The sequence below is a fragment of the Virgifigura deserti genome (genome assembly GCA_003576685.1).
Taxonomy (GTDB): Bacteria; Pseudomonadota; Alphaproteobacteria; order Dongiales; family Dongiaceae; genus Virgifigura; species Virgifigura deserti.
The window spans coordinates 66415-89724 of the sequence record QOZR01000015.1; the positions used below are offsets into that span (position 1 = coordinate 66415).

A 23310-nucleotide genomic window follows, 5' to 3' on the forward strand; every position below is an offset into this window, starting at 1 on the left:
CGGGGCACTTTGTAATTTCCCTTCAGCACATTTGCTCGTGCCCCAATCGTAGCTTCTCGGTATATCCGAGAATGCCCCGGCCTTCAGCTTGGATCTTATTTCGACCTCCGGTGTTTACACTAAACCAACTGCCAAAGGAGGCGCGGGATGCGTTTCGCTTGGATTATCGCTTTAGCTCCGCTCGCTCTGATCGCGTGTGTCGACCGCGATCCAGTGATTGTCACGCCGTCAGGCGAGGCGGCGGCCCCGTCAACAGTCGTTGTCCCAGACGACGACGATGACGCTGTCGTTGTAGATCCGGATGACGAACCTGCCAGGCTAGTGGATCCGGACTTGGACGACGACGCGGTCATAGTGGACCCGGACTAGAAGCCGCAAGGCATTCAACAAAGGTGCGGGCGACCAGATGCTAGGCTGGTCGCCCGCCGTCCTTGGCCGGACCCTTGATCCTCTGTCGGTTCGGGAAGCGTCAGATCGTTCCCGGCGCCCGCAAGGCTGCGCCGGAGTCAACTACCTGCTCGTACCAATCGGAATCGATCACGATGATGGCGTTAGCCCTGATCTCGGTCGTCGAGCCGATCTGCAGAATCCCATCGGTCGGCAGCGCCCCGCTCGTTCCGCCCCCTCGTGTTATCAGCGCCTAGTGGGAGCGTATCGGTAGCAGACGGCTGGCGTCTGATGCTATCGGATGGATTCGTATTTCAGATAAGCCTTTGCTTTCATTGCATTACCATTTCCGATTATCGAAATTGATTTGGTTTATCGAATCTGCACCTGACTTGTAATCGGGGGGGGGGCACGGGTTCGAATCCTGTAGCGGGCACCATTCCCTTCGATAAATCCATGCAGTTGAATGCACTTCGGATCGGCGTCGGACGGGGACGGCGCTGCACCGACGTCGGTCGCGGCAATCTTGCCGTTCGACGACTCGCAGTTATCTGATATCTTGGAGTTTTAGCCGGAACGGATGCCGCCGATGATCCTTCTTTTCCGCTTCAAGATTTTTGCCTCGCTCCTGGTCGCGGCGGCGCTCGCCGGCGCGGTGAGCCCGATCTCGGCTCAGAGCTTAACTCAGGAGTCCGTTCCAGACCCTGGGGCGGGCTCCAGTCTCGACGGCGCCGAGCGCACGCTGGAAGAGATGCCGCCCGATGACGCGCAGGCGCTCACGCCCGAGCTGAATGAGCAGCAATATTATGAGGCGCAGCTCCGCGACCTCTGCGACATGGGCAATGCCGAAGCCTGCGAGCTATTGAACAACCTGTTCCAGGGCGGGACGGGCCAACCGCAGGACGAGTCCTATTACGACGATTGAGCTGAGCGCCTCGCGGAGCTGGTCACGATCGGCCACCTCTCAGTCCGACGGCCCCAATTTCAGTGATGGATTCCGGTCGCCTTCAGGGCGATAACCGGATCTTCGGGGAACGGACTGCAGGGGGACTCATGGCAACGGTCGGCAGGGAGCTGGGGGACTTCGTCAAGGAGGCGCTCGCGCGGCGCACACCGCGCGCGGAGATCGAGCGCGTCCTCCTTGAGGCCGGATGGCCGCCGGAGCCTGTGCGTGCGGCCCTGGCGGCCTATGCGGATCTGGAGTTCCCGATCCCGGTGCCGCGACCGCGCCCCTCCCTGTCGGCACGGGAGGCGTTTCTCTATCTCCTGCTATTCTCGGCGCTCGGCATGAGCGCCTATCGCCTCGGCGCCCTGCTGTTCGGCATCATCGACAGCGTCATTCCGGACCCTGTTGCCGCCGACTGGGTCGTGGCTTCGGCCGCCGACCGGATCCGCTGGTCGATCGCGACGCTGCTCGTCGCCTTCCCGGTCTACCTTCTCGTCGCCCGGAGAATCGCGCGAGAAACGAAGAAGGAGCCGGGAAAGCGCGCCTCGCGCGTGCGCAGATGGTTGACGTACCTGACGCTGTTCATCGCAGCGGTCACGGTGATCGGCGATCTTGTCGTCCTTATCTACGGCTTCCTGAGCGGCGATCTCACGGTCCGCGTGTCGCTCAAGATCCTGACCGTAGGTGTGATCGCCGGCACGATCTTCCTTTATTATCTGCACTCCGCCGCGCGGGACGAGCGGGAGGCTTAGCATGGCACGCCCTCAGCTTGGCGTGAGCCTCGCCGTCGCCGCGACGATCACGGTGCTGGCCGCCGTGGCGTCAGGCCTTTTCCTGATCGGAAGCCCGGAGACCGAACGAGGGCGCCGGATCGATGCGCGGCGGGTCCAGGATCTGGACGTCTTAGCGCATGCGATCGATTGCTACTGGACATTACGGGGCACGCTGCCGTCCGACCTCGACTCCCTCGCTTCGCAGATGGAGCAGCTTTCCAACGAGCGGCCGATCGATGGGCGCTGCAGACCGGCCGGCATGGCCGATCCCGAAACGGACGCGCCCTATCGCTATCGCGTCCTCTCGGCCTCGACCTTCGAGCTTTGTGCGACCTTTGCCGAGCCCTCCCCGCAAGATCCCGCAGCCGCGCCACGCCGCGCGGACGATGTCGCGCGGACCTGGACGCATGAGGCCGGCGAGCAGTGCTTCACGGTTGCGGCGACCGAAATCAGCCTCGATCCCTGAAAACCCGAGACAACGCCTGAAAAAAGAGGCCCCGCCGAAGCGGGGCAGTGTTGACCAAGAGGATATACCAGGGTCCGCGCTTCAAGGAGTTCCGGGTTTCCGGAGCATCCTTCGGGGGCACACGCAAAGCCCTGACAAAGGAATAAACGCCTCGACCGACGATTTCGTCCCATCCTGCTCTAATCGGCTTCCGGATGTGCCCGATGCTCGGCTGGCCCGGCGACATAGGTCAGGTTGCGGGCGGTATTCACGAGAGCCACGTGCGAGAACGCCTGCGGGAAGTTTCCCAGCATGCGCCGGCTGTGCGGGTCGTACTCCTCGGCCAGGAGGCCGACGTCGTTCTGCAGCGCCAGCAGGCGTTCGAACAGGCGGCGCGCCTCCTCCCGCCGGCCGAGCAGCACGAAATTGTCGGCAAGCCAGAAGCTGCAGGCGAGGAATGCGCCCTCGCCCGCCGGCAACCCGTCGACCGAACTGGCGGTGTTGTAGCGCAGCACGAAGCCGTCGATCATCAAGTCGCGCTCGATCGCCTCGACCGTGCCGCGCACCCGCGGATCGTCCGGCGGCAGGAATCCGACCAGCGGGAGCAGGAGAAGGCTGGCGTCGAGTTGCTTCGACCCGTAGGACTGCACGAACGTGCCCCGCTCGGAATCGAACCCCTCGCGACAGACCTCGTCATGGATCTGCTGGCGCAAGGCGCGCCACCGGTCGAGCCGACCCGCGGCCTCCAGTCCGAACTCCTCGATGCTACGGACCGCGCGGTCGAGCGCCACCCATGCCATGACCTTCGAGTGGGTGAAGTGGCGCCGGGGGCCGCGCACCTCCCAGATGCCTTCGTCCGGCTGATCCCAGATCGTCTCGAGATAACCGACCAGCGCGCGCTCGAGCTGCCAAATGACCTTGTTTTCCGCTAGGCCGCCGCGCCGCCCCTGATGCAGCGCGTCCATCACCTCTCCGAAGACGTCGAGCTGAAGCTGGGTGGAAGCGGCGTTGCCGACCCGCACCGGCGCCGACTGCTCGTAGCCCGGCAGCCACGGGATCTCCAACTCCGTCAGGCGTCGCTCGCCGGCGAGGCCATACATGATCTGGATCTGCGACGGGCTGCCGGCGACAGCGCGGAGCAGCCAGTCGCGCCAGGCCTGCGCCTCGTCGTAGTAGCCGGCATCCATCAGGGCCATCAGCGTGAAGGTCGTGTCGCGCAGCCAACAGAATCGGTAATCCCAGTTGCGCGTTCCGCCGATCTGCTCGGGCAGCGACGTGGTCGGCGCCGCGACGATGCCGCCGGTCGGCCGCGAGGTGAGCGCCTTCAGCGTGATCAGCGAGCGCGTGACCGCATCCGACCATTCGCGCGTCGGGTTGCACCGGCTCGACCAGTCGCGCCAGAACCGCTCGGTGTCGGCGAGGGCGCGCTCCGGATCGAGGCGTGTGGGTGGGAGCTGATGCGACCGCGCATAGGTGAGCACGAAGCAGGCCGTCTCTCCATCCGACACCGTGAAGTCGGCTACCGTCGTGAGACCCTCGCCATGCGTGGGCACGGTGGTCCGCAGGATCAGCATGTCGGGCCCGGCGATAGCGCGAAGCGAGCCGTCCTCGAGCCGCGAAACCCAGGGGACCAGCGCGCCATAATCGAAGCGCGCAACCAACTCCATGCGCATGGAGACTTGACCGCGCCGGCCGACGACCATTCGCACCAGGTCCGATGCGACCCCGCGCAGCGGCATGAAGTCGATCAGGGTGACCGCGCCCTCATCCGTCTCGAATTCGGTCTCCAGGATCAACGTGCCGTCGCGATAGCGCCGGGTCGTCCGCCGGACGGCGCCGGACGGCGCCAGACGCCAGCGCCCATGTTCGGGACCGCCGAGGAGCGCGGCGAAGCAAGCGCCTGAATCGAAGCGCGGCCAGCAAAGCCAGTCGATCGAGCCATCGCGCGCCACCAGCGCGGCCGTTTCGCAATCACCGATCAGCGCGTAGTCCTCGATCCGCGAGGGCATGGATACGCTCCCTCCTCATAGCAGTTCATTTGGTCACGCCCCGCGGGACGGTTCCGTCGCGGCATGGGGGACGAGACTAACCAGATAGGCAGGCCGAGGACAAATGATGACGCCCGCCGCCACGATCCGTCACCACTGCATTGAATGCCGCTTGCGATTTCCTATCTCTTCCGAAGCGGCATTTTCTAAGTTTGTCGGCGCCCGTCGCGCCTGGACCGTGGCTTACAGCCCACGCCGCATCGATATCAGCACAGACCGCAAGATCGGCCGCTTGGGCATCAGCCCCGGAGATCGAAGATGAGCGACGTCTCCAACAGCTTCCCGGACCGTTCACCGCGCTCGGACTCGGAGCTGCTCCATGACACCGCGCGCGTCGAACGTCGCCATGACGGCCCATTCGAGCGCGATCTCGGCGAGCGCGATCTCGACGAGATCGCTGCGCGTCGCCGATGGGAACGGGATAACCCGCAGGGTCTGCTGCGCGCCGATCTGCTCCGCTTTCGATGTGTCCGCGCCGAGCATCTTCGGTGGCTCCGCATCTCGGTCCGGCAGCTCCGCGCCGTGCTGCGGCGGCCTGAGTCGGCAGACCGTGCGCGCCAAATCGCCTTCGCACGAGACGCGGTCCAGCACAACAAGGAGTCCGTGCGGATCTGGACCGCGAAGGTTGCCGATGCGCAAGCGAAGCTTGATCGCCTCCAGCCCTGGGCCGCGGCGGCCGAATGACCAACCCATCTGCGCAGCAGACTCGGGGTCTCACGCTGTAAACCGGCCGGATCGTCAGCGCCCGCGGGCTGCGCCCCCTCCGGCTTTGCTCCCGGCCCCCCTTGCCTCGCCGACGGCCTTGCCAATCGCCCTGCCCGCCTTGCCTAAAGCCTTGCCGACCTTGCTCTTTGCCTTGGCACCGGCATTCTTGGCCTTGTCCCCCGCTTTGCTTGCGGCGCCGTTCGCCTTGCTCCCGTGATCGGACCCTGCGCCTTTATCTCCGTTACTGTCCGCCCCTGAACCTGCACTATCGCCGGCATTGCCGCCAGCGCCGTTGCCAGCGCTATCGCCAGCACCGGTATCGCCACCTCCGGATCCGGTATCACCGCCGGAGTCAGGGCCGGCACCTCCGCCCGCGCTTCCACGGGCGCCACCATTGGACGATGCGCCACCGTCGTCGCCGGACGCAGCCGCCCGACCTGAGGGGCCATCGCCAGGACCTGCCGAGAATTCGGCTGCGATCGGTCCGACGGCAGGCTCGACCTCCTCAACGTAGCGCGCGAATGCGTCGAGGCACTGCCCTTCGTCCGCCAACGCCGCTAACTGCGCCGGCTCGACCACCCAGCAATCGACGACCTGGGTTCTTGGTTCGAAGAAGGCACATCCGCCAAGGAGGAGGAGCGTTGCGCCGGCCACCGACCGCAAGGCACGCCGGGATGATTGTGGCGTGCCGGCCTGCATTGGGTGAACGGGTGATTCGGACCAGTTCTTCATCTGCGCCTTTTCTCTCGCCAAAGCCAACCGATCGGTTTCGACAATGCGGCATGAATTCCAGAAGGTCCCGGGCGGTTCCCAGGTCGGTTACTGTCCGCCGATACGAGACTCGAAGAAGTTCTTGCGAGGTGCTTCTGACTCGTTTCTTGGCAGATAACCCCCGAAGGCGCCGACGAGTTCCCGGTCCACCGGCATTTGCGCCCTGGCACAGCTTCTTCTTCCGCATCAAACGGCATTTACTCGGCCGAAGCCCTCCGGCGGAGGGAGCTTTTTCCTGGCCGGCGCGTTGGTCAAGACGGGGCCGTCATCGTTGGCCCCTTATGAAGGGGATATGATGGACAAGCTGGAGGACCCTGCCGCGTCGACCTCGATGAGCGCCGTTCAGATCGGCGTCGTCGGGCTTTGGGTGCTAGCCCTTCTCTTCACGCTTTATTTCGCGTCCAGCATCCTGCTGCCGTTCTTCGTCGCCCTGTTCCTCGCGATCATCGTCTATCCCGTCGTGCGATGGCTCCGTTTGATCGGAATTCCGGAAGGTATCGGCGCGGCGATCACGCTGTTTCTCGTCTTCGCGCTGATCGGCGCCGGGCTATACGGTCTTGCCGAACCGGCAGCCGACTGGATCAATCGCAGCCCGCAGATCATCGAGGAGCTGCGGACAAAAACCTGGTCTCTGCGCCGGGCCGTCGAGGACGCGCAGGAGGCGGCGAAAGACGTCGAGGAGATGACGGACCTAGACGGCGCACAGCCCGATGCGGTGGTCCGCCGGGAGCCGTCGCTCGCCGGACAGATCTTCGCCCTGACCTGGTCCACGGCGGCGAGCACCATCGTCACGCTGTTCATCATGTATTTTCTTCTCGCCCTCGGCCGGCGCACCGTCGAACGGATGTTCGAAGCCCTGTCATCCAAGTCGCGTCAGGTCTATGCCCGCGATCTATGCCGCAGGCTCCAAGCGCAGCTCGCCGCCTATCTGCAGACGCTGACGCTGATCAATATTGCGCTCGGCACCATCACCGGGATCGTCATGGCCGTGCTCGGCCTGCCGAATCCGGTGCTGTGGGGCGCCCTGTCCGGCTTTCTCGGCTATATTCCGTATCTCGGCCCCTTCCTGATGTTCCTGGTCATCAGCACCGTCTCGCTCCTGACCTTCGACGATTGGGCCCGCATCCTTCTGCCGATGATCGCCTTCGCGCTGATCGAAACCATCGAGGGGCACTTCACGACTCCTTGGATCATCGGCCGACGCCTGACGCTGAATCCCATTGCCGTCTTCGTGTTTATCCTGTTCTGGGGGTCTCTCTGGGGCGTCATGGGCGCGATCCTGGCGGTGCCGATTCTCGTGAGCCTCAAGATCATTTGCGACGGCCGCCCGGCCCTTGCACCGGTCAGCGCGCTGCTCGGAACGGAGCACGGGTGAGCCGGAGGTGGCTGGTGATCAAGACGACGACGGGCCTTGCCGCAGCATGGATCGGATCAACGCGACCATCTCGTCTGGGTCGCCGGGCTTGTGCAGAAGCCGGCAGCCGGCGTCCTTGATCTCCCGCAGCAGGCTGCGCGACACGTCGCCCGTCAGGATGATGCCGGGGATCCCGCGGCCGATGCTCTCGCGAACGCTCCGAACCGCCTGCACGCCGGTATTCTCCGCCGACAGCCTGTAATCGGCGATGACGAGATCCGGGGGCCGTCCGGCCGCCGCGATCTCTTTCGCGGCCCCGGCCAGCCCGGTCGAGGTCAGCACTTCGAACGCCTCAACCCGCAGGAAGGCGGCAAGGGACTCAAGGACCGCCGGATCGTCGTCGATCACGAGAAGCCGGGCGCCGCTCCAATCACCCTGATCGTCCGATGCCGGCGCAGCGGCCACGTCCTGCTTGACCTCGGCGCTGCCGAGCGGAACCAGCAGCGAGAAAACGGAACCCTTGCCCGGCTGCGAACGGACCTCGACGGCATATCCCAGAAGATCCGCCATCCGCTTCGCGATCGACAGGCCCAGCCCAAGGCCCTTCTTCCGCTCACGCGCGACATTGTCGATCTGGTAGAATTCCTCGAAGATCCGGACGAGCTGATCCTCGGCCATTCCGATCCCAGTGTCCCAAACCTCGATCCGAAGCTGCTGGCCGCGCTGTCGACAGCCGAACAGGACCTTGCCGTCATTCGTGTATTTGAGGGCGTTGACGATCAGGTTCTGAACGATCTGTTTCAACAAGCCGAAGTCGCTGCGCACGCAGGCACTGGAGCGGACAACCCGCAGATCAAGCCCCTTCGCCCGCGCGATCGGCTCGGCATCGACAAGCAGCCTGTCCAGCAAGGTCATCACAGGGAAGTTCGCGATCTGCGGCGTGGTCACCCCGACTTCGAGCTGGTTGATGTCCAGCAGCGTGTTCAGCAGGGTGACCATCGATCCGTGCGCTTCTCCAAGCGCCTTCACGCAGCGTCGTCCGTCTTCGTCCCCGACCAGTTTCGACAGGGAGCCCCAGACTGCGCCGATGGTCTGCAGCGGCTGGCGAAGATCGTGGCTTGCGGCCGCCAGGAACCGCGATTTCGAAAGATTCGCCTGCTCAGCCTGCGCCTTGGCCAAGGCAAGCGCCTCCTCTGCTCTCTTGAGCTCGGTGATATCGGTCCCGACGGCCTGGAACTCGACGGGCGTGTTCGTCTCATCGAAGAAGGCGCGCGTCGTCCAGATATGCCAGCAGGCTTCGCCCGAGGGGCTTTCCCACGCCCCCTCCTTTCGACGCACCGGCTCCTGCGGACTGAGGGACGCCAGATCGGCAAGAAACTCGGGCCGCCTGCTCGGCGCGATGAGCTCGGCTACCTTTCGGCCGAGTAGCTCGTCCGGCGCAAAGCCCAGATAGGCGGCGCAGGAGGCGTTGGCGAAGACGATCGTTGTATCCGGAAGAAAGCGGCAGACCAGCTCGGTCTGGTCCTCGACGACCCTGCGGTAGCGTTCTTCGCTGATGCGCAGCGCCCCCTCCGTCACCTTCCGATCCGAAATGTCGACATAGACGGCGATTGCGCCGCTTATGCGTCCCTGTTCGTCGAGGAGCGGCTTGGCGTTGCCGAGAAAAATTCTGACATCGCCCCCGTCCACTTGAATCTCCTCTTCCCAATCCTGGATCTCGAGTCCCCGCGCCGCCATCTGGAGCGGCAGCTGGTCATGCGGGATTTCGACGCCGCCCTGAAGAATGCGGAAGTTGTCCGGCCCGCCGTCCGGCGCGGTTTTGGAAAGATTGGTTCCGCGCGGCAGACGAAGAATCTCGTACGCCGCACGATTGCCCGTGATCCGCTCGCAGGCCGGGTCATGCGCGATTAGGATGAATGCGGGCGCGGCCTCCATCAGTACCTCGAGTTCGGCGGCCTTGCGCGCCAGGGCCTCCTCCGCCTGTCGACGCTGGGCGACTTCCCGCTGCAATTCGCCCGTCCGCTCGTCGACCCGGAGCTCGAGTTCGCCATGTGCCCGTCGCAGGGCCTCTTCGGTCTCGCGGCGGGCGGTGATGTCGAAATGCATGACGGCGACGCTGCCAAGCCGGCGCTCGGACAGGGGGGCGATCACGGCCAGATACCACGCCCGTCTCGTCGGCGAATCATATGGATACTCGACGCACTCCCACTCGCTTCCGCCCGACAGTACCGCACGCAGCGCCCTTGCCATCGCCTGCGCATCATCGGTCTCGACGCCCCTCGCCGCATCGCAGAATTCGATGTAGTTGGCGCCAACTCCGAAGTTCGGGATGCCTAGATCGTTCGCAACGGCAAAGTTCCGCCAATGCCTGTTGCAGGAGACGATCCTGCCGGTCTCGTCCAGGATCGCGATATTGGCCGGAAAGGCGTCGGCAAGGGATAAGAGCTTACGCTCGCTGTCCCGAAGCTCGGCCTGCAGCTGATCGCGGTCGGTGAGAATACTGATCGCCACGCCGACGCCGACGACCGCCCGGCCGAACCGGACAGGATGCGCGGCCACGTACCAGCAGAGCGGCCGGCGCCCGAGTCCCGGCCCCTCGCCGGTCACTGCCGCGTTGTCGATCGCCTCTCCAGTATCGAGCACCGTCTCCAGGATCGGCAGCAGCTCGTCCGCGCAGTCCGGCGGAAGACTGTCTTGCACTCTCTGACCGATGATCACGCCTTGCGGCTGACCGATCATGTCGGCAAAGCGCTCGTTCGCTTGGACTAGGCACAAATCGCCATCAAGGACGGCATAACCGATCGAGATGGAGGACAAGAGGTCGGCGTACGGATCCTCGACCGCTGTCGCGGCGATCGAAAGCGTTCGGTCTCTGAATGCCGTTCCGCCGTTTGCCATCGTCCGGTCACGCGTCTGCAGGGCGCGGGAGAAATCACGAACATGGTCGAACTGTCATCTTATCGCCAAATGGCGCCGTACCGAAACAATTCCGCGGCACGTCGTTCCCGCCGCCGCCCCCAGCGCTTGGTAATCAAATGTTGGAAGCATCAACTAGTGGTCTGATCGCAACGCTTGGGAACCAAGCGTTGGAAGCATCACACTAGACGGGGAAGTTGTAGCCGGCACGTTTCGGACGTCGACGCAGCGGCTTCCGAATGACGTCCGAGGTCATCAGGAACTCGGCAATGACCGGCACGCCGCGAATGACGCAGATCGCCGTCGAGGCATAGACGAGAGTCATTGTCACCGTCTCGATCGGCAGCGACCACGCGGCCCACAGCTCCGGATCGAGCCGCGGCCAGGGTTGAACCAGGAAGATCCAGCCGAAGGTGACAGCCTTCACGGCGCCGTAGGACCCGCGCATGAAACGCCCAGCGACCAAGAACCGGCCGAGCGGGGACTGCATCATGCCGAAGGCGGTTTTGCCGCCGGAGATCGCGGCATAGCGGATCGAATCGACGATCGACCCGCGCGTGATGAAGACGATCGCCACCCAGACCGGTACCAGATCGAGATGCGCGAGCACCACCCAGAGCACGTTCTCGACGACACGGTCAACTGCGATATCGAAGATGGCCCCGAACGCCGAGGCCTCGCCGCGGCGCCGCGCCACATAGCCATCGACGCCGTCGAGCGCGATGATCAGCAGCAGCAGCGGCGCATTCAGCAGCTGCCACTTCGCAGCGGCAAAGTATGCCGATGCGACCAGAACAAACAGAAGCGCAAACCGGATCGTCGTGATCAGATTCGCCATTTCCGCCGCCCGCTAACAAAGCGAGAGAAGATCATGTTCCTAAAGTCTAGTTATGAGATGGTCAAAAGGAAACCCCCGGCCCGACAAGAAAGTTCCGGTAAATCGCCACAATAGCCGTCAGAGCGTCCTTCGAATGCTTGATACCGGACGATCAGCCGCAATGACGGTCAGGGCGCCATAAGGGCGGGAGGCCCCGCTGCCTCCTCCTTCATAGCCATCCCTAGGAAGTGGAAGCCCGCCGGCGCCCCGAAGTTCCCTCCGCGGGCGAATCGTCTGCAATTCGAGGCGGCGTAGCCGACCCGGGCCGGACGCGTCAAAGGCGCCCGTCGCCCTAGAGCACGATCCGATCAGGTTGGGGCAACCTGATCGGTGAGTCGTTCTTTCATTCAAATGATTAGAGGCTGATTCACCGATCATATCGCTTCGATGTGATCGGATCAGGCCCTAGGTCAGCGGCAGCAGGCCTTCGGGCCGGACCTCATCGAACCGCGCCTCGGTGATGATCAGATCCATCGGGATGTCGACGGGCTGCGGATGGATCGTCGCCATTTGCGACAGCTCGAATCCGACGCCGACAGTCAACGGCTTGCTGCCGGTTCGGGCCATGATCGCGGCCAGCGTGCGATCATAGAAGCCGCCGCCATAACCCAGCCGATAGCCCTGCTGGTCGAAGCCGACCAGCGGCACCAACAGCGCTTCGGGCGTCACCGGCTCTCCCTCCGCCGGTACCGGGATGTTCCAGACACCCGGCGTCAGCGTCTTTCCCGGCCACCATTCCCGGAAAATGAGCGGCGCCGCCTTCTCGACCACGACCGGCAGCGCGAAGCGCGCGCCCTCCTTGAGCAGTGCGCGCGCCAGCGGCCGCGCATCGAATTCACCCTTGAACGGCCAATAGAAGCCGACCAGCATCTGCCGGAACTGGGGAAGCCGTTGCGCGATCGTTGCGGCGATCGCTTCGTTCCAGCGGGCGCGGTCCTCGCGCGATGCGGCGAGGCGGCGCTCGATCATGACGGCGCGCTCGGTCTTGCGCCAACGGCGAATTTCGTCCCAGCTTTCCATGAAATCGTCCTTTCTTGATCGACGGGCGGGTTTCAAGCCCGTCCGTCCGCCCTACCGCACAGCCGCGCGACGGTCGCTTCCGCCTCGGCGACCATCCGGCGCACGACGTCGCCGGCCGGCCGGACCGCATTGACCAGCCCGCAGCTCTGGCCGGCGAAGGGAGCCAGCGCCTCAAAATCGCCGGTCATGCTGCGCAACGGCGAATCGGTGCTGAAGCGATAGACCGGCCGCCCCTCCTCCTCGGCCACGGGCTCGCGTGGGAAGTCGTCCGGCCCGTGCCCTAGAAGATCGTCGCGATAGGCGTCCGTCACGCTGTTGCGCAGCGTGCGCACCGGCGAGCGCGGCGGCCAATTGATCGCGAAAACATCGGAATAGACCGTTTCGTCGGAGCCAGCCTCGACGACACGGCGCTTGTGAAAGTCGTGCGCGAAGGATTCATCGGTCGCCAGGAACATCGTGCCGCAATGAATCCCCTGGGCGCCCAGCGCCAGCGCAGCGACGAGGCCGGCGCCCGAGGCGAACCCGCCGGAGCCGAGAACGGGAATGGACAGGGCGTTGGTCACCTGCGGCAGCAAGGCCAGCGAGGCGACACCGCCATGCACATGGCCGCCCGCCTCGACGCCCTGGCAAATGACGATGTCGGCGCCAGCCTGCTCCGCCGCACGCGCATCTGCCAGATTGCCTACCTGATACAGCACCCGACAGCCTGCCTCGCGAGCGCGGGCGATCAGGTCCGGCCGCACCTCCCAGAAGAAGCAGACGGAATGGACCCGCGCCTCGAAACAGGCAAGGAGCTCCGCCTCGAGCAAGGCCGGGTCGGTACCATAGGGAATCAGATTGACGCCGAACGGCCGGTCTGTCCGCGCCCGCACCGCCGCGATCTCGCGCCGGATCAGGTCCGGCGATTCCCGAACCATGCCGAGCAGCCCGTACCCGCCGGCAGCGACGACGGCAGCGACCAACTCCGATCGCGAGACCCCGCCCATGCCCGCCAGCATGATCGGATAGTCGCAGCCAAGGAGATCACAGGCGGCGGTTCGGATCGGAGAATCAATCGGCATCTCGGCCCTCACATTTCGACAGGTTCATGCTTCGACAGGCTCAACATGAGGACTCGGCCTCCTCGTCACCCCGACCATGTCGAAGGAGCAGGAACGAAGAGGAGCCGACTCGCGGAACTTGAGCAGGCGCGGCAACAGGCCATGCCTGGAACCATTCCACTCCGAGCGCGGTTCGCTTGTCAAAGCGAGCGCGCTCCTCCCGACGGGGGAGCATGCACGGATAGTCGCTCCGGCCGGATGGCTCTAGCAGACGACTCCGACAAACAAGGAGGTGGGAGATGCACGTAACACGCATGCTCGACAGGATAGATCGTCGTGCCTTTAGCAACGCGCTGGCGGCCGCCGGCTTGAGCCTCGTGGCGATGCCGTTGCTGCGGCGGCCGGCGCGGGCGGAGAACGGGGCGACCCTGTTCACCTGGGCCGGCTATGACCGGCCGGACCTGTTTGCGGCCTATGCCGACACCTATGGCGGCCCCCCGGCCATCACCATTTTCGGCCAGGAAGAGGAGGCGCTGCAGAAGCTGCGGGCGGGATTCGCCGCCGACGTGCTGCATCCCTGCACCTACAGCGTTTCGCGCTGGCGCGACGCCGACGTGATCCAGCCGGTCGACACCGGCCGGCTGGCGCATTGGGGAGACCTGTTCGACCGCCTGACCACCGTCGAGGGCACCGTGTTCGACGGCCAGCACTATCTCGTTCCGTTCGACTGGGGCAACGCCTCGGTGGTCTACCGCACCGACATCGTCGGGGAGAAGTACCAGGAGGAGAACTCCTGGGAGATCCTTTACGATCCTGAATATAAGGGCCGGCTCGCCATGTTCGACGGCGAGACGGCGGCGGTCGGCGTCGCGGCGCTGGTCCTCGGCTACGACAACCCCTGGTCGCTGAGCGACGAGCAGCTCGCCGAGGTTCAGGAGCTGATGAGGAAGCAGCGCGACCTGCTGCGCTTCTACTGGACCTCGCAGACCGAGGTCCAGCAGGCGATGGCAAGCGGCGAAGTGGTCGCGGCTTATGCCTGGAACGACGCGGTCGTCGAGCTGAAGCAGCAAGGCGTTCCGGTCGACTACATGAATCCCAAGGAAGGCATCTTCACCTGGGTTTGCGGTCTGGCGCTGCATTCCGAGCCGCCCGGCAGCCTCGATGCGGCCTACGCCCTGATCGATTCGATGACCTCGCCGGACTCCGGCGAGATCCTGATACAGGAGTTCGGCCTCGGCCATTCGAACCGCAAGGCCTTCGAACGGGTACCGGCGGAACGGCTGGAGGAGCTCGCGATTTCCTCGCCGGAAGCGCTGTTCGAGCGGGGCGTGTTCCTCAAGGAGGTCGAGCCGGAACTCAAAGCGAAATACATCGCAACCCTCGAGCAGGTCCAGGCCGGCATCTGAGCGGGTGCAACCGAGCCCATAGGACACTCCTTGGAGGCAATTCCTCTATTCCAGATGGGTTGCCGGCAAGAGAGGGATGGATTCCGCGAATCACCAGAACTACTCTTGCCGCACGCGGCGACCGGACGCCGATTGATCGGGTGTGCTGAAGGAGAATGAGTGCATGGCGCGTCCAGCCTTGACGGGACGACGCGTTCTCATCGTCGAGGATCAGGCAATTCTGGCCTTCGAGGTGCAAGCACTGCTCCAGCAGCTGGGCTGCGAGGTGATCGGGCCGGTCGGAACACTGGAGCAAGCCCTGGATGCGGCCCGGACCGAGCAGCTCGATGGTGCCATCCTCGACGTTAATCTAGACGGCGAGCCGGCCTATCTGGTGGCCGACATCCTGCTTGCACGTCAGGTCCCCGTCCTCTTTGCGACCGGCTACGGCATCGAGTCGCTGCCGGACCGCTTCCTCGATTGTCCGATCCTGGAGAAGCCATTCATCTTCGAGGATTTGAAACGGCTGGCGACCAGGCTGTGGGCGACTGCATAGGGCCGGCGCGGTCAGAACACCCCTTGCGTGATCATCACATGGCCCGGCTGGTCGGCGACCCGGTCGAGCCAGGCGCGGATTCGGGGATAGCCGGAGAGGTCGAATTCACCCTCCTCGGCAACATGGGTGTAGGCATAAAGCGCGATATCGGCGATGCCGTAGCGCTCGCCGACGAAGAACCGGCGGCCGTCGAGATGACGCTCCATCACCGCGAGCGCCTGATGGCCGCGCTGCCACTTCTCCTCCAGCCGCGCCGCCCATTCCGTCCGTTTGCCGAGCGAATGAATCCAGAATCGGGCGACGGCGATGCTCGGCTCATGGCTGTATTGCTCGAAGAACAGCCATTGCAGCACTTCGGCCCGCTCGAATCGGTCCTCCGGCAGGTAGGGCGTGCCCTCGGCAAGATAGAACAGGATCGCGTCGCTCTCCGCGAGCCGTCGGCCGTCCTCCAGCACCAGCACCGGAATTCGGCCGTTCGGGTTGATCGCCAGGAACTCCGGCGTCCGCGTCTCTCCCTTCAGGATGTCCTTCTCGACGAGCTCGAAGGGCCGCCCAAGTTGCGACAGCAGGAGCCGGACCTTATAGCCGTTGCCGGACGGCAGGTAATCGTACAGCGTAAGCAAGCAATCCCCCTCTACGCGACCGTCCCGCTCCCCTCGCCCTCGTCCGGCACCGCGAACTCCTCGGCCATCTCCGCCTGCATCGCGACGAGGTCGGCCGGCAGCGGCATGCCGAGCGCTTTCATGCCGTTAAGGATCGCGGTTAGCCGCATGAATATCTCGTGGCTGTCGACATCCTCGTTCTCCATCTGCCCGACGAGGAGCGACAGCGCCGCCTCGAATTCCTGCTCGTCCATGATCGCCTCCCGCGAAAACAAGAATGGCGTCCCCGGCTGGGGACGCCATTCTATACGCGATATCGAAAGCCCGCGAGTCGGGCCTCACCCTTCGACAGGCTTAGGGTGAGGCCCTCCTGCTGAGCGAAGCCGAAGCATGCGGACCGGCTCAGGCCGCTTGGCTCTTGGCCGCCTTGGCCGCCGGAGTTCCTGTCGCCTCGGCGAGATAGTCGAGCGCCGCCAGGACGCCGCCGCTCTTGTACGGCACTCCCGCCTGCTTCAGCCCCATCTCGACGCCGCCGAGCGTGCCGGCCAGCATCAGTTCGTTCACGCTGGCGAGATGGCCGATGCGGAACACCTTGTCGGCCAGCCGGCCGAGGCCGGAACCCAGCGCCATGTTGAAGTTATCGAGCACATTCTTCCGGAACGCGTCGGCCGAATGGCCCTGCGGCATGAAGACGGCAGTCACCGAGCTACTGTATTCGCGCGGCTCGGCGCAGACGATCTCGAGGCCCCAGGCGCGCACGGCCCGGCGCGTCGCTTCGGCCAGCCGGTCGTGGCGGGCGAAGACGTTGTCGAGTCCTTCCTCCTCCAGGATGGAGAGGGCTTCGCGCAGGCCATAGAACAGGTTCGTCGCCGGCGTGTAGGGGAAGAAGCCGTTCTTGTTGTTCTGGAACATCCAGTCCCAGTCCCAGTAGCATTTCGGCAGCTTCGCGGTCTTCGCCGCCTTCAGCGCCTTCTCGCTGATGCCGTTGAAGCTGAGGCCCGCCGGCAGCATAAGGCCCTTCTGCGAGCCGCCGACCGCGACGTCCACGCCCCATTCGTCCTGCCGGAAGTCGCTGCTGCCGAGCGAGGAGATGGTATCGACCATGAAGAGGGCCGGATGCTTCGCGCGGTCGATCGCCTTGCGGATCTCCGCAACCCGGGCCAGCACGCCGTTCGAGGTTTCGTTATGGACGACGAGCACGGCCTTGATCTTGTGCTCCTTGTCCTCGGCCAGCTTGGCCTCGACGATCTCCGGATCGGGGCCGCGGCGCCAGTCGGTGTCGACATACTCGGCCTCGAGACCGAAGCGGGTAACCATGTCGTACCAGAGCGCGGCGAACATTCCGGTGTTGAACATCAGGACCTTGTCGCCGGGCGACAGCGTGTTCACCAGCGCAGCCTCCCAGCCGCCGGTGCCCGACGACGGGAAGATCACCACAGGCCCCTTGGTCTTGAACACCGGCTTGATCCGCTCGAGCAGCTCGAGAGCGAGCTTCTGCAGCTCGGGTCCGCGATGGTCGATGACAGGGGCGCTGATGGCGCGCAACACCCGATCGGGAATATTGGTCGGGCCGGGCACCTGCAGGAAATGACGTCCACTCTGGTTCGGCACAGCGCTTCTCCTCCGCTGGTTCAAGGAATTTCCCAGTTATTCGCAAGTCACGCCTCGGAGCGCGCGAACCCTGTCCCGAACCGCTCGAGCGTGAACGACCAGTTTAGGCAGGGAGGTCAGCCCGCCTCAAGCCTCACGGACGCCGTAAGCCGTTGTTGCGACATGATGACGCATGAGTATGTTGAACGGCCAAAGTGCCATGCTTCGACTTTGCTCAGCATGAGGTCCTGGTAGAATCCTCGTCCTGAGCCTGTCGAAGGACGTCACTCCCCGTCCATCACCACCAGCGCATCGACGGCAAGCGCGCCCTGCCCTTCAGGCAGGACCAGGAGGGGGTTGACGTCGAGCTCGACCAGGCGATCGCGGTGGGCCTCCGCGAAGGCGGCCACCGCCATCACCGCATCGACAACCGCTACCTTGTCGCCGGCCGGCCGGCCGCGATAGCCGGCCAGCAGCTTGGCCACCCGCAGGCCGCGTATCGCCCGCTCGACGATGGCGCGGCTCGTCGGCAGCAGCAGCGTCGCCGCATCCTCCACCATCTCGACCAGAATACCGCCGGCGCCGACGACCAGCACCAGGCCGAACTGCTCGTCCCGCCGAACGCCGACGATCAGCTCGGCGACGGGACTGCCAACTTGCTTCTCGATCAGGAATCGCTCGGCAACCAGCCCCGGCTTGTAGCGGGCGACCGACTCGGTCATCGCGGCGACCGCATCCGCCACCGCCGCCGCATCCCGCAGATTAAGCGCGACGGCCCCCGCCTCCGTCTTGTGGGCAAGCGCCGGCCGTGCCAGCTTGGCGACGACCGGGAAGCCGAGCGCCGCCGCGACCGCCGGTGCCTCGGCGGCGCTCGCGAGACGTCCTTCGGGCACCCGCAGGCCGTACCGGACGAGACGCTGCTTGCTGTCGAACTCGTCGAGCAGCCGGGGATCGGACGGAGCGGCTGTGCGGGGCGGGAGAACCGCCGCCTGCACCCCGCCGGCCGCGCTCAGCTCCTGTCGGCGACATGCCTGCACCGCCGCCGCGGCAAAGGCGCTCAGCGCTTCATCGAGGCCCTGGATCGGCGCCACGCCTTTCGCGATCGCCCGCCGCCGCTCGCTCTCCGGCAAGAGCTCCGGCAAGGTGCTGCAAAAGCCGACCCGCTTTCCGGTTTGCTCGGAGGCATCGATCAGCCCGTCGATCACGGCATTGTAGGCGACCTGCCCGACGGGATCGGCCATCGGATAATCGATCACCAGAAGACCGAAATCGAAATCGCCCGCCAGGACCGTGCCGAAGCACGCGGCACAGGCGGCGCGGTCGCCCCAGACCGAGGTGTTGTAATCGAACGGGTTCGAGATCGTCGCGAAGTCCGGAAGCCGGGTGCGCAGCTTGGCCACCTGCGCCGGCGCCAGCTCCGGCAGCGCGAGCCCGAGCGCGGCGGCCCGGTCGGCCGACATCAGGCTCTCGCCCCCGGAGCAGGTGAAGATCGCGAGCCGATCGCCCGTCGGCAAGCCGGCGACCGAGAGCAGCTTCAGCGTCTCGAGCAGCGCCGGCAAGGAGGTCACGCGGACAATGCCAAGCCGCTCGAACAAGGCGGCGTAAAGCTTGTCGTCGCCGGCCAGCGAACTGGTATGGCTGAGCGCCAGCTTGGCGCCCAGCTCCGATTGCCCGGCCTTCAGCGCGACGATCGGGATGCCCCGCTCCAGCGCCTTGGCCGCCGCACGGCTGAAGGCCGGAACGTCGCTCAGCCCCTCGATATAGAGGCCGATCGCCGTCACGCTGGGATCATCGGCCAGCACCTCGACATAGTCGGAGATCTGCAGCACCGCCTGATTCCCGGCGCTGATCACATAGGCAAAGGGCACCGAGCGCTGATTCATCGTTGCGTTGAGCGCGATGTTGCCGCTCTGCGCGACGAAGGCGGCGCCCTGCTCCACCCGCTCGCCGCCCGGTCCGGAGGCGAACATCTGCACGCCGTCGACATAGTTCAGCAGGCCGTAGCAGTTCGGCCCGACCACGGCGAGATCGCCGGCCGCCTCGACCAGCTCGCGCTGCCGCTCCACGCCGTCGCCGCCGATCTCGGCGAAGCCGGCGGCATAGCAGACCGCCCCGCCGGCGCCGCACTTTGCGAGATCGCGCACCACCTCGATGGTCGCTTCGCGCGGGACCGCGATGAAGGTGGCGTCCGGCGCTTCCGGCAAGGCGTCGATCGACGGATAGCAACGCTTCCCGGCCAGTTCGTCATATTTCGGATTCACCGGCCAGACCGCGCCGGAGAAGCCGCCGGCGACGCACTGCTCGATCGCGTCGACCATGCTCCGGCCGCCGACGAAGGCGACATGGCGCGGCGACAACAGCCGCTTGAGGTTGCGCTGCCGTTTCGTCGGTGAGTATGTAATGTCGTGCATGGCTAGAACCGAAGAGTGTTGCCGCCCCGCACCCTCCCGCTGACGCGGGTTCCGCCCGCTCCCCACCCGCCGGCTGCGCCGGCTACTGAATAGAATCGCGGGCGAAGCCTGTGGACTGGGAGAGGATTGGGGTGAGGGGTCGCAGAAGAAATGCGTGGACGGTCGATCACTGATCCACCCAGCCGGTGTAGAGTCCGAGCCCGCGCCGCTTGATTTGGCCGCCGAGGATCACGCGCGCGCCGAGACCGCCCAGCTCTTCCGCGATGGCGAGGCCGATACCGGTTCCGCCCGCGGTCACCGAGGCCGTCCGCCCGGCCAGCAGCCCCGGCGCGAAGATCCGCTCGTGCGTCATCCCGAGAAACATCTTCCATGGCCCACCGACGCGCCCGCAATGCCGTCAAACTCCGCGATTTCCTATTGCCTTACTTGATGCGATTCGACAGGAATGTGATGTCCAGCGACGATCGAAACCCACGATGTTCGGCGACAAGAGTACTGAATTTCCGCAGCGGATCGGCTTCTTTCTGGTTCCGCAATTCTCGATGATGGCCTTCTTCTCGGCCATCGAGCCGCTGCGCGTGGCAAACCGCATGGCCGGCACCCCCGTTTATCGCTGGCATGTCCTGTCGCGCGACGGCGCACCGGTCGAGGCGAGCAACGGCATGAGCCTGCCGGCAGAGAACTCGATCGACGACGCGCCGCCGTTCGCGACGCTCATCGTCTGCGCCAGCTTCGAGCCGCATCTCCATATCGACAAGGCGGTGCTCAAGTGGCTGCGTGCGCTGGATCGGCAGGGCGCCGATCTCGGCTCGCTCGACACCGGCTGCTATCTTCTGGCGAAGGCCGGGCTGCTTGAAGGCTACCGGACCACGGTCCATTGGGAAGCGATGGAGAGCTTCACCGAGGAGTTCCCGGACATCGAGGTCGTCCCGAACCTGTTCGAGATCGACCGGCGACGATTCTCCTGCTCGGGCGGGACGGCCGCGATCGACATGATGCTGCACATGATCGCGCTTCAGCACGGTCACGAGATCGCCGCCTCGATCTCGGAGCAGTTCATCCACGACCGCATTCGCACCGCCCGCGATCATCAGCGGATGGCGCTGCACGCCCGGCTCGGCACCAGCGCACCGAAACTGGTCCGCGCGATCGGGCTGATGGAGGCCAATCTGGAAGAGCCGCTGTCCCCCGGTCGGGTAGCCGCAGAGGCCGGGCTGTCGCTGCGCCAGCTTGAACGGCTGTTCCATCGGCATCTGAAATCGACGCCGCGCCGCACCTATCACGAGCTACGGCTGAACCGGGCGCGGTCGCTGCTCCTGCATACCGGCATGCCGGTTCTCGATGTCGGCATCGCCTGCGGCTTCGCCTCCGCTGCCCACTTCTCGCGCTCCTACCGCGCTTTCTTCGGCAAGCCCCCACGCGCGGAGCGCGGCGCACCGGAGTAGAAATTGTCGATGGCCGGCTCAGGCTCGGTTAAGCGACGACAGCGAACCGAATGCGCCGCTTCGGCAGGATGAGCCGCGCCACCGTGCCCTCGCCCGGCTTGCTCGACAGCTCGAGCCGACCGTCATGCAGCTCCGCCAGGGATTTCGCGATCGCCAGGCCGAGCCCGGTCCCCTCCTGGTTCCGCGCCAGCGACCCGTCGACCTGATAGAACGGTTCGAAGACCTGCTTCACCTTATCGGCCGGTATGCCGACGCCGCTATCCGAAACGGCAAACTCCAGCTCGCCCTCGACCGTCCGGCCGGTGCGGAGGTCGACATGGCCCTCGTCGGGCGTGAATTTGACGGCGTTCGACAGCAAGTTGAGGAGAACCTGGCGCAATCGCCGCTCGTCACCCAGAAACGACGGCGTGCCGGGCGCAATCGCATGGCCGACCCGAATGCCCTTCTTGGCGGCAATCGGCACCACGAACCGGATGCAGTCGCCGACCAGCCCGTCGGGCTCGACGACGCCCTCGTTGAGCGTGATCTGCCCGACCTCGGCCCTGGAAAAATCGAGGATATCGTTGATCACGGCAAGAAGCTGCGAGCCGCTTCTGTAGATGTCGCCGGCATATTCGCGATAGGTTTCCGGCGCCAGCCGATTCTCCTCGTCGGTCGCCAGGATCTCGGAGAAGCCGATGATGGCGTTTAGCGGTGTCCGGAGTTCATGGTTCATGTTGGCGATGAACTCGCTCTTCAGGCGGTTGGCCTCATCGGCAATCGCCTTGGCATGGCGCAGTTCGGCCGCCGACCGCTCGCGCTCGGTGACATCGTGGAATGTGAGAACGATTCCCTTGACCGACGGCTCGTCGAGCAGGTTGCAAACCGTTGCCTCGTAGTCGCGCATCGAGCCGTCGCCATTCCGAATCCGCAGCTTGTCGATGAAGGCGAATGCGTTCCGTTTCTCCTCCGTCATGAGTGCGGCGCCCAGGCCTTCGAGGCCAGCACCGCTGACCCGTTCGAAGATATTGCGCCCCTCCAGCGCGGCCGGCTCTTCACCGATGGCCATGCGGCTGGATGGCGCGGCGAAATCAATCCGTCCGGTTTTGTCGACAACGAGAATCAGATCGTTCGAACTCTGCACCAGGTTCTGGAACCGCAGCGCGCTGAGCCGCAGGATCTCCCCTTCCCGCATGCGGAAAGCCGCGAACCGGCGATCGATCGCTGCGGAAAGGAGCTCGAGCGCCAGGATCAGCAGCGTGCCGGCCGCGACGATCAGCGCAAGCGATCCCCGCTCGAACTGCACGGCACCGGGATTGAGCAGCGACGGCGCAAAGGTGAAGCATGCCGCCGCCATCCCGACATAGTGCATGCCCGACACCGCCACAGCCATGACGACCGCAGCGCCGAGCCGCCACCAGAGTCCGGTAACGCGAACGGCGATCCAGAGCGCGGCCGTCGCCGCGACGCAGGCGATCGCGATGGATGTCGCGACGATGGACGGCGTGTAGGTCAGGGTCGCCGGCAGCCGCATGGCGGCCATGCCGGTGTAGTGCATCGCCACGACCCCCAGGCCCATCACCGCGCCGGCCGACAGCAGACGGCGCCAACCTTGCGCGTCGGCGATGATCGCGAAAGCGACGCCGGTGACCGCGACGGCTGTCACGAGCGAGGCGAGCGTGATCCAGACATCGTAGCCGATGTCGATCGGCAGCGAGAACGCGAGCATGCCGATGAAATGCATTGACCAGATACCACCGCCCATCGCCGTCGCCGCAGCCACGATCCAGACGCCCCGAGGCCAGCCGCGAGCCGGCCAGATCCGCGCGGCGACATCGAGAGACACGAACGAGGCGAGTATCGATACGCCCATCGAAAGAGCGACGAGCACCGAGTCGTAGGTCGGGTCGAGAAGCTCCGTCATTAGGACGTCTCGCTCGGTGGGCCAGGCAATGGGTCGTGATCAGGTATTGCCTGGAACTTCTTGACTTTTTCTTAAGACTGGAAGGTCATGGCCCGCGTTCAGAATATCCGCCGGCCCTCATTCGCGGCCTGCGCCT

The 23310-nt window shown here is 65.1% G+C and carries 20 protein-coding genes; 9 read left to right on the plus strand and 11 right to left on the minus strand.

From position 1 onward, the window contains the following. Positions 1 to 147 precede the first annotated feature (147 nt). From DT069_RS21725 to DT069_RS21740, 4 genes are all read left to right on the plus strand, one after another. On the plus strand, positions 148 to 369 hold the full coding sequence (locus DT069_RS21725) for a hypothetical protein (RefSeq protein ID WP_119462438.1): 222 nt from the start codon (positions 148 to 150) through the stop codon (positions 367 to 369). A 607-nt stretch (positions 370 to 976) separates the two neighbouring features. Continuing rightward, on the plus strand, positions 977 to 1312 hold the full coding sequence (locus tag DT069_RS21730; protein ID WP_162913349.1) for a hypothetical protein: 336 nt from the start codon (positions 977 to 979) through the stop codon (positions 1310 to 1312). A 128-nt stretch (positions 1313 to 1440) separates the two neighbouring features. Then, positions 1441 to 2085 (plus strand): DUF5671 domain-containing protein, encoded by a 645-nt coding sequence (locus DT069_RS21735; protein WP_119462440.1) that lies wholly within the window; start codon positions 1441 to 1443, stop codon positions 2083 to 2085. 1 nt (position 2086) lies between these two features. Beyond that, positions 2087 to 2572: a hypothetical protein gene (locus tag DT069_RS21740; protein WP_119462441.1), complete on the plus strand. Its 486-nt coding sequence runs from the start codon at positions 2087 to 2089 to the stop codon at positions 2570 to 2572. Positions 2573 to 2751: 179 nt separating this feature from the next. Here the strand turns inward: DT069_RS21740 and DT069_RS21745 are convergent, their stop codons facing one another. Beyond that, complete coding sequence (locus DT069_RS21745; protein ID WP_119462442.1) at positions 2752 to 4560, minus strand: glycoside hydrolase family 15 protein; 1809 nt, start codon at positions 4558 to 4560, stop codon at positions 2752 to 2754. A 297-nt stretch (positions 4561 to 4857) separates the two neighbouring features. Here DT069_RS21745 and DT069_RS21750 point away from each other — a divergent pair, with 297 nt between their 5' ends. Beyond that, entirely contained in the window at positions 4858 to 5283 is a 426-nt protein-coding gene (locus tag DT069_RS21750; protein WP_119462443.1) for a hypothetical protein, read from the plus strand. 1084 nt (positions 5284 to 6367) lie between these two features. After that, the gene (locus DT069_RS21755; protein WP_119462444.1) at positions 6368 to 7450 is read left to right on the plus strand and encodes an AI-2E family transporter; all 1083 of its coding nucleotides are present in this window, start codon (positions 6368 to 6370) and stop codon (positions 7448 to 7450) included. An 18-nt stretch (positions 7451 to 7468) separates the two neighbouring features. Here DT069_RS21755 and DT069_RS21760 read toward each other — a convergent pair whose 3' ends face one another. The 4 genes from DT069_RS21760 to DT069_RS21775 form a co-directional block, all read right to left on the minus strand. Next, positions 7469 to 10327, minus strand: coding sequence for a PAS domain-containing sensor histidine kinase (locus tag DT069_RS21760; protein WP_119462445.1), 2859 nt, complete (start codon positions 10325 to 10327; stop codon positions 7469 to 7471). 202 nt (positions 10328 to 10529) lie between these two features. Further along, complete coding sequence (locus tag DT069_RS21765; RefSeq protein WP_119462446.1) at positions 10530 to 11183, minus strand: CDP-alcohol phosphatidyltransferase family protein; 654 nt, start codon at positions 11181 to 11183, stop codon at positions 10530 to 10532. A gap of 444 nt (positions 11184 to 11627) precedes the next feature. Beyond that, complete coding sequence (locus DT069_RS21770; protein ID WP_119462447.1) at positions 11628 to 12242, minus strand: 5-formyltetrahydrofolate cyclo-ligase; 615 nt, start codon at positions 12240 to 12242, stop codon at positions 11628 to 11630. Between the two features lie 32 nt (positions 12243 to 12274). Beyond that, positions 12275 to 13303: an NAD(P)H-dependent flavin oxidoreductase gene (locus DT069_RS21775; protein ID WP_119462448.1), complete on the minus strand. Its 1029-nt coding sequence runs from the start codon at positions 13301 to 13303 to the stop codon at positions 12275 to 12277. 278 nt (positions 13304 to 13581) lie between these two features. On the opposite strand from DT069_RS21775, the gene DT069_RS21780 reads away from it, so the two are divergent. Beyond that, positions 13582 to 14688 (plus strand): ABC transporter substrate-binding protein, encoded by a 1107-nt coding sequence (locus DT069_RS21780; protein WP_119462449.1) that lies wholly within the window; start codon positions 13582 to 13584, stop codon positions 14686 to 14688. Between the two features lie 163 nt (positions 14689 to 14851). Continuing rightward, positions 14852 to 15223, plus strand: coding sequence for a response regulator (locus tag DT069_RS21785; RefSeq protein ID WP_119462450.1), 372 nt, complete (start codon positions 14852 to 14854; stop codon positions 15221 to 15223). Between the two features lie 11 nt (positions 15224 to 15234). Here DT069_RS21785 and DT069_RS21790 read toward each other — a convergent pair whose 3' ends face one another. The 5 genes from DT069_RS21790 to DT069_RS21810 form a co-directional block, all read right to left on the minus strand. Continuing rightward, the gene (locus tag DT069_RS21790) at positions 15235 to 15846 is read right to left on the minus strand and encodes a glutathione S-transferase family protein (RefSeq protein WP_119462451.1); all 612 of its coding nucleotides are present in this window, start codon (positions 15844 to 15846) and stop codon (positions 15235 to 15237) included. An 11-nt stretch (positions 15847 to 15857) separates the two neighbouring features. Continuing rightward, the gene (locus DT069_RS21795; protein WP_119462452.1) at positions 15858 to 16079 is read right to left on the minus strand and encodes a hypothetical protein; all 222 of its coding nucleotides are present in this window, start codon (positions 16077 to 16079) and stop codon (positions 15858 to 15860) included. Positions 16080 to 16227: 148 nt separating this feature from the next. Further along, on the minus strand, positions 16228 to 17436 hold the full coding sequence (locus DT069_RS21800; RefSeq protein ID WP_119462453.1) for a pyridoxal-phosphate-dependent aminotransferase family protein: 1209 nt from the start codon (positions 17434 to 17436) through the stop codon (positions 16228 to 16230). A 263-nt stretch (positions 17437 to 17699) separates the two neighbouring features. Then, positions 17700 to 19826 (minus strand): acetate--CoA ligase family protein, encoded by a 2127-nt coding sequence (locus DT069_RS21805; RefSeq protein ID WP_119462454.1) that lies wholly within the window; start codon positions 19824 to 19826, stop codon positions 17700 to 17702. A gap of 166 nt (positions 19827 to 19992) precedes the next feature. Further along, entirely contained in the window at positions 19993 to 20178 is a 186-nt protein-coding gene (locus DT069_RS21810; protein WP_119462455.1) for a hypothetical protein, read from the minus strand. Between the two features lie 124 nt (positions 20179 to 20302). Here DT069_RS21810 and DT069_RS21815 point away from each other — a divergent pair, with 124 nt between their 5' ends. Then, on the plus strand, positions 20303 to 21271 hold the full coding sequence (locus DT069_RS21815; RefSeq protein ID WP_119462456.1) for a GlxA family transcriptional regulator: 969 nt from the start codon (positions 20303 to 20305) through the stop codon (positions 21269 to 21271). A 28-nt stretch (positions 21272 to 21299) separates the two neighbouring features. On the opposite strand, the gene DT069_RS21820 is transcribed toward DT069_RS21815, so the two are convergent. Beyond that, complete coding sequence (locus DT069_RS21820) at positions 21300 to 23174, minus strand: sensor histidine kinase (protein ID WP_119462457.1); 1875 nt, start codon at positions 23172 to 23174, stop codon at positions 21300 to 21302. Positions 23175 to 23310: the final 136 nt, after the last annotated feature.

Bases quoted from the DNA above. Each gene is read 5' to 3' on its own strand.
- DT069_RS21765 (WP_119462446.1), bottom strand. From the start codon at position 11,183: ATGGCGAATCTGATCACGACGATCCGGTTTGCGCTTCTGTTTGTTCTG.
- DT069_RS21730 (WP_162913349.1), top strand. From the start codon at position 977: ATGATCCTTCTTTTCCGCTTCAAGATTTTTGCCTCGCTCCTGGTCGCG.
- DT069_RS21805 (WP_119462454.1), bottom strand. From the start codon at position 19,826: ATGCACGACATTACATACTCACCGACGAAACGGCAGCGCAACCTCAAG.
- DT069_RS21760 (WP_119462445.1), bottom strand. From the start codon at position 10,327: ATGGCAAACGGCGGAACGGCATTCAGAGACCGAACGCTTTCGATCGCC.
- DT069_RS21725 (WP_119462438.1), top strand. From the start codon at position 148: ATGCGTTTCGCTTGGATTATCGCTTTAGCTCCGCTCGCTCTGATCGCG.
- DT069_RS21770 (WP_119462447.1), bottom strand. From the start codon at position 12,242: ATGGAAAGCTGGGACGAAATTCGCCGTTGGCGCAAGACCGAGCGCGCC.
- DT069_RS21735 (WP_119462440.1), top strand. From the start codon at position 1,441: ATGGCAACGGTCGGCAGGGAGCTGGGGGACTTCGTCAAGGAGGCGCTC.
- DT069_RS21810 (WP_119462455.1), bottom strand. From the start codon at position 20,178: ATGACGCACGAGCGGATCTTCGCGCCGGGGCTGCTGGCCGGGCGGACG.
- DT069_RS21775 (WP_119462448.1), bottom strand. From the start codon at position 13,303: ATGCCGATTGATTCTCCGATCCGAACCGCCGCCTGTGATCTCCTTGGC.
- DT069_RS21815 (WP_119462456.1), top strand. From the start codon at position 20,303: ATGTTCGGCGACAAGAGTACTGAATTTCCGCAGCGGATCGGCTTCTTT.
- DT069_RS21740 (WP_119462441.1), top strand. From the start codon at position 2,087: ATGGCACGCCCTCAGCTTGGCGTGAGCCTCGCCGTCGCCGCGACGATC.
- DT069_RS21795 (WP_119462452.1), bottom strand. From the start codon at position 16,079: ATGGACGAGCAGGAATTCGAGGCGGCGCTGTCGCTCCTCGTCGGGCAG.
- DT069_RS21780 (WP_119462449.1), top strand. From the start codon at position 13,582: ATGCACGTAACACGCATGCTCGACAGGATAGATCGTCGTGCCTTTAGC.
- DT069_RS21750 (WP_119462443.1), top strand. From the start codon at position 4,858: ATGAGCGACGTCTCCAACAGCTTCCCGGACCGTTCACCGCGCTCGGAC.
- DT069_RS21785 (WP_119462450.1), top strand. From the start codon at position 14,852: ATGGCGCGTCCAGCCTTGACGGGACGACGCGTTCTCATCGTCGAGGAT.
- DT069_RS21755 (WP_119462444.1), top strand. From the start codon at position 6,368: ATGATGGACAAGCTGGAGGACCCTGCCGCGTCGACCTCGATGAGCGCC.
- DT069_RS21745 (WP_119462442.1), bottom strand. From the start codon at position 4,560: ATGCCCTCGCGGATCGAGGACTACGCGCTGATCGGTGATTGCGAAACG.
- DT069_RS21820 (WP_119462457.1), bottom strand. From the start codon at position 23,174: ATGACGGAGCTTCTCGACCCGACCTACGACTCGGTGCTCGTCGCTCTT.